Annotated in this window: 6 protein-coding genes; 3 read left to right on the forward strand and 3 right to left on the reverse strand. The window is 32.9% G+C overall.

Annotated features, from left to right (window positions below; genetic code table 11):
• The first annotated feature begins 368 nt into the window (after positions 1–368).
• The 3 genes from J6D32_RS04285 to J6D32_RS04295 all read left to right on the forward strand — a co-directional run bounded on the left by J6D32_RS04285 (position 369) and on the right by J6D32_RS04295 (position 1543).
• Positions 369–578 carry a DUF1659 domain-containing protein gene (locus J6D32_RS04285; RefSeq protein ID WP_287467344.1) on the forward strand — a complete coding sequence of 70 codons (210 nt, stop codon included), beginning with the start codon at positions 369–371 and terminating at the stop codon, positions 576–578.
• A gap of 43 nt (positions 579–621) precedes the next feature.
• A complete protein-coding gene (locus J6D32_RS04290) occupies positions 622–858 on the forward strand; it encodes a DUF2922 family protein (protein WP_055242746.1) in 237 nt (78 codons plus the stop codon).
• A gap of 538 nt (positions 859–1396) precedes the next feature.
• Positions 1397–1543, forward strand: a complete 147-nt coding sequence (locus J6D32_RS04295) for a hypothetical protein (protein WP_287467345.1) — start codon at positions 1397–1399, stop codon at positions 1541–1543.
• Positions 1544–1598: 55 nt separating this feature from the next.
• On the opposite strand, the gene J6D32_RS04300 is transcribed toward J6D32_RS04295, so the two are convergent.
• The 3 genes from J6D32_RS04300 to J6D32_RS04310 form a co-directional block, all read right to left on the reverse strand.
• Positions 1599–1805, reverse strand: a complete 207-nt coding sequence (locus J6D32_RS04300) for a hypothetical protein (protein WP_287467347.1) — start codon at positions 1803–1805, stop codon at positions 1599–1601.
• A 113-nt stretch (positions 1806–1918) separates the two neighbouring features.
• The gene (locus J6D32_RS04305) at positions 1919–3280 is read right to left on the reverse strand and encodes a recombinase family protein (RefSeq protein ID WP_287467348.1); all 1362 of its coding nucleotides are present in this window, start codon (positions 3278–3280) and stop codon (positions 1919–1921) included.
• Positions 3281–3294: 14 nt separating this feature from the next.
• Positions 3295–4422 (reverse strand): recombinase family protein (locus tag J6D32_RS04310; RefSeq protein WP_287467349.1); only part of this gene is annotated, 1128 nt, incomplete at its 5' end.

Raw genomic sequence — 4422 nt, forward strand, 5'->3', positions numbered from 1 at the left:
AGTAAGTCTTAAACTTACAATGATGTTATTATGGGTTATATTTCTATTTTTATTCAAAAAAAGGGTATTTAAATCTAAATTATCTGTTTTAAAAACTAGAGTGCTTGATGTCACAACAGGCATTTTAATCATCCTAATCATCCCGCTACAAAGAAAAATCCTTCTTCAATTCTAACCTAAAACGAATGGTCTTGTTACTTGCCATCCCTGCGGTGGGCGCAGTACCAATCCCACGTTTTAGGTAGATTTGTTTAATGGAGGTTTTTCATCGTAGCGGGACATCTTTTGGATGGAAACGTAAATCGGGATATAATTAAAGGGTAGGTGGCGCCACCTAAAAAAACATAATGAATTCGGGGGAATTAAACATGCAAGATATTTATGATCGCAAGTTATCTATTTATTTAACGGCTGGTCAAGACGACGATGGGAAAGACATTGTAAAGGCAAAGTCTTTTTCAAATGTTCGATTAAACACCACAGATGAGGAGTTATCAAACTTTAGAGATAAGTATGTCGCTTTATCATCTGGAACTTATAACAAAACGGTCGTTGCTGATTACCGTATGCTTGATTAAGCTTAATTTAAACTCATACATAATGATAGGGGGATAAAAGATCATGGAAGAAACATACACATTAACTTGTAAATTCAAAGACACTGAAAATAAAACACGATCAATCGAGATTAACAATCCAACAGAAGATTTATCAGACGATAAAATTCTTGACTTCATGAACTATGTGATTGATAGTGAAGTATTAGTCTTAAACGAGCTACAACCTGACTTAAAATACGCCAGTATCGCAGGTGCCTGTTTAACAACGAAACGTGTTGAAGAAATTACATTAGCTTAATATAGGAAAGAGCCATTACATCAGTAGTGGCTCTTTTAATTTTGACTAGGAGAAGATCATCACTCATGATATAATCATAAAGATCTCTCAAAAGATTGAACAGCAAACAACAAAGGAAGTAGATTCGACTTATATCGTTTCTACTTTTTTTGTTTTTAGGCTGTGTTTTAGATAAGTGTTTATATCTTATACAGAATTTGCATAACTAATTCCTAATTTATCCATAATGGTGTTGAAAAAGAAATTTTCGAATCTGATTTATCTAAGCTTCAAGTTACTTAAAAATGTAAACATATACTTAAATACACTATTATATTAGGAGGTTAAATAGGATATGAAGCTATTAATAGAAGTTTTAAAAGCCATTTTTATACTTTACTTGTTTATTCTTTTAGTTATCATATTATCAGTTGTACATTTTTTTTATTTTTAAGCTGTTTCTCTTTTTTTACTATTTTATCAACATTTATTTAAAAGATAAGCTTTTTAAAAAAGGAAATCATCTTAATGGGGCGTATATTCATATGAGGTGATAAAAATGACAAAGGAAAAACAATTTGAAGAAAGATTAGATTCACTATTATTATTAAAGGCTCTATTAATTAAGGATAATGAATTTGACGAGGTGGCACAAAAAGAGTATCAGCAAGCATGGGATAGAGCGTTTAAGTTACTAGAAGAGTAATTGAGAATAAAAAAGGCAGTCAAGTAGCCATTCGCTACCTAACTGCTTTTTTTTGTTATTTAAGAACATTACTAGATATGTTAAATAACTCTTCAATTTCATCTGTTGTATAGGTGGTTTGAGTCCATATCATTTTGTCGTAGTTAAACTGATTGACTAGGTATTGAGCGTTTGGCATGATATTAGAAATCCAAAGATGATCGCCAATTCTATACATCGTTACCTCAAATCCATAATAATTATCTTGTCTTGATTCCAACATCGCTATTCCTCCTAAATATTAATCATGTTTTATCATTAAATATTTTTTCGGTTTTCAAGACGTGCAGTATGTGACGCTAGTGTATGAAAACCTAAAAATAGTAAAAAAATAAGCTATTGATTCCAAGTAATTTGAAGCCCATCCTCAGTTATGACTATTTTATTTATAAATAAATCAACAATCGCAGTTTGCATTTCTATGTCACATTCAAATAAGTTAGGGATCCCGTTTTTAATGAATTGTTCAATCTTAGATTGTTCATATTCTGTTTCTTCTGCTTGTGCTAAGAGTGTTTCCTTCTGTGTGTTTAAATCGGCTAATTTAACGTCGAGTGAAGTTTTAGATAATCTATCATCCATATACAAATCCAGTAGTTTATTTATTTTCTTATCAATACGTTTAATTTGTTTAATGTAGTTCATTGGGCTATGACTTAAGTCAATTTCACCACTTGTTTCTAAATTTTTAATACGATTGAAAATTTCTTTTTCAAATTCATCACGTCGAATCGTTCTGTTAAAACATTTACTTTCATAATGGGAAGGTTTTTTTCTTCGATTACAGATTAGATAATGATAGGTAGCTTTCTCACCAGTTGCTAATTTATCTGTATGAGAGTATGAACGATATTCTTCACCACATCGAGCACAAAAAACTTTTCCTGTAAAAACTTTGTTTTTAACTTTACCATAATTTTTACCCCTATGATTCTCACGAACTTGTTGTGCTTGATTAAATAGTTCAACAGATATAATGGGTTCATGTGCGCCTTTATACCATTCACCTGCGAAAGAGACCTCACCAATATAAACTCGATTTTGTAGGAGATGAACAAGTCGTTTAACTTTGATCCTAGTAAAACCTTCTTTTTCTAATTGATCTTGAACTTTAGTATAAGATTTTAATTTGACATAGTCTTCAAAGATTCGAACAATATGTTTCCGTTCCTCTTCATTGACAACCAATTCTCCACGAGCTAGCCGAGTATACCCATAGGGGGCTGTCGCTGAACCACCTGACCATAATCCTTCTTCTCGTACCATTTTGTGATGACAGCTTCTTAAACGTTCAAGAATGGTCTCACGTTCGAGCTGAGCAAATACAGATAAAACGCCAATGGCTGCACGCCCAAAAGCAGTAGTCGTATCGATTGTTTCAGATAGTGAAATAAATTCAACTTCATGGGGTAAAAATACTTCTTCAATTAAGTAAAGTGTATCCCGTTGACTTCGACTTAGACGATCTAAGCGATAAACGATAACCATATTAATTTTTTTATTTTTAATATCTTTTTGTAATTGTTGTAGGGCAGGTCGATTTAAATTAGACCCGCTATAACCTGCATCAATATATTCCTGTGTATGAGTCCATCCTTTAGAGGTACAAAAAGCTTCTAGTCGTTCCCTTTGTAGCGGGATACTATAATTATCGATTTGTTGTTCGGTTGAAACTCTTGAATACAATGCCACTTTCATCTTTATCCCTCCGCTTATTGATTCCAAATCACTTGTAATCCATCCTCTTTCACAATGATTTTATCCACGAATAAATCAATAATGGCGGTTTGTGTATCTAAGTCACATTCGAATAAGTTAGGAATTCCTTTTTTAATAAAGTCCTCCATTAGAGATGTTTCGTATTCTGTTTCTTTTGATTGAGATAGTAATTTCTCTTTTTGAGAATTAAAATCTGCTAATTTAGCGTCAAGTGCATCTTTTGGAAGTCTATCATCCATGTATAAATCGAGTAACTTATTGATTTTCTCATTGATCGCCTCAATCTTTTTTGAGTAGTCAACAGGTGTACTCTTTTTAGTAAATTCAATTTCACCACTTGTTTCTAAGTTTTTAATGCGGTTGAAAATCTCATTTTCCAAGTCTGAACGTCTAATATTACGGTTAAAACATTTACTTTCATAGTAAGATGGCATCTTACGACGGGAACAAACCATATAGTAATAGGTTTCACCTGTTTTTTTATCCTTTGCAGAGTAAGAACGATAATTCTCACCACAGCATCCACAAATAACTTTTTTTCTGAAGACATTATTTTTTATCTTTCCGAAATTATAACCTTTGAAGTGCTCATTTACCTTTTGGGCTGCATTAAATAAATCAACCGATATAATCGGTTCATGTGACCCTTTGAACCATTCACCTGCAAATGAAACTTCACCAATGTAGAGCCTATTTTTAAGTAATGAAGTAATACGGGCATGTCGTAGAGGAGGAAAACCTTCTTGTTCTAATTTCTTTTGAACTTTAATATAAGATTTCAATGTGACGTACTCCTCGAATATTCTCACGATATGTTTCCGTTCTTCTTCATTAACAATCAATTCTCCACGTTTAAGTCTAGTGTAACCATATGGACTAGCATCAGAACCACCAGCCCAAAGACCTTGGTCACGAACCATTTTGAGACGACCACTTCGTAGACGTTCAGTAATTGTCTCACGTTCTAGTTGAGCAAATACTGACATGACTCCAATCATGGCTCGACCAAATGGTGTGGAAGTGTCAATGGTTTCTGAAATGGATATGAACTCCACATTATTAGGAAGAAACATTTCTTCGATTAAATAAAGGGTATCCCGCTGACTTCGGCTTAAACGATC

This window comes from Turicibacter sp. (assembly GCF_017941855.1).
In the GTDB taxonomy this organism is placed as follows: domain Bacteria; phylum Bacillota_I; class Bacilli_A; order MOL361; family Turicibacteraceae; genus Turicibacter; species Turicibacter sanguinis.

What these genes read in the sequence shown, in the direction of transcription:
- J6D32_RS04295 (WP_287467345.1), top strand. Translation starts at nt 1,397, where the DNA reads ATGACAAAGGAAAAACAATTTGAAGAAAGATTAGATTCACTATTATTA.
- J6D32_RS04290 (WP_055242746.1), top strand. Translation starts at nt 622, where the DNA reads ATGGAAGAAACATACACATTAACTTGTAAATTCAAAGACACTGAAAAT.
- J6D32_RS04305 (WP_287467348.1), bottom strand. Translation starts at nt 3,280, where the DNA reads ATGAAAGTGGCATTGTATTCAAGAGTTTCAACCGAACAACAAATCGAT.
- J6D32_RS04300 (WP_287467347.1), bottom strand. Translation starts at nt 1,805, where the DNA reads ATGTTGGAATCAAGACAAGATAATTATTATGGATTTGAGGTAACGATG.
- J6D32_RS04285 (WP_287467344.1), top strand. Translation starts at nt 369, where the DNA reads ATGCAAGATATTTATGATCGCAAGTTATCTATTTATTTAACGGCTGGT.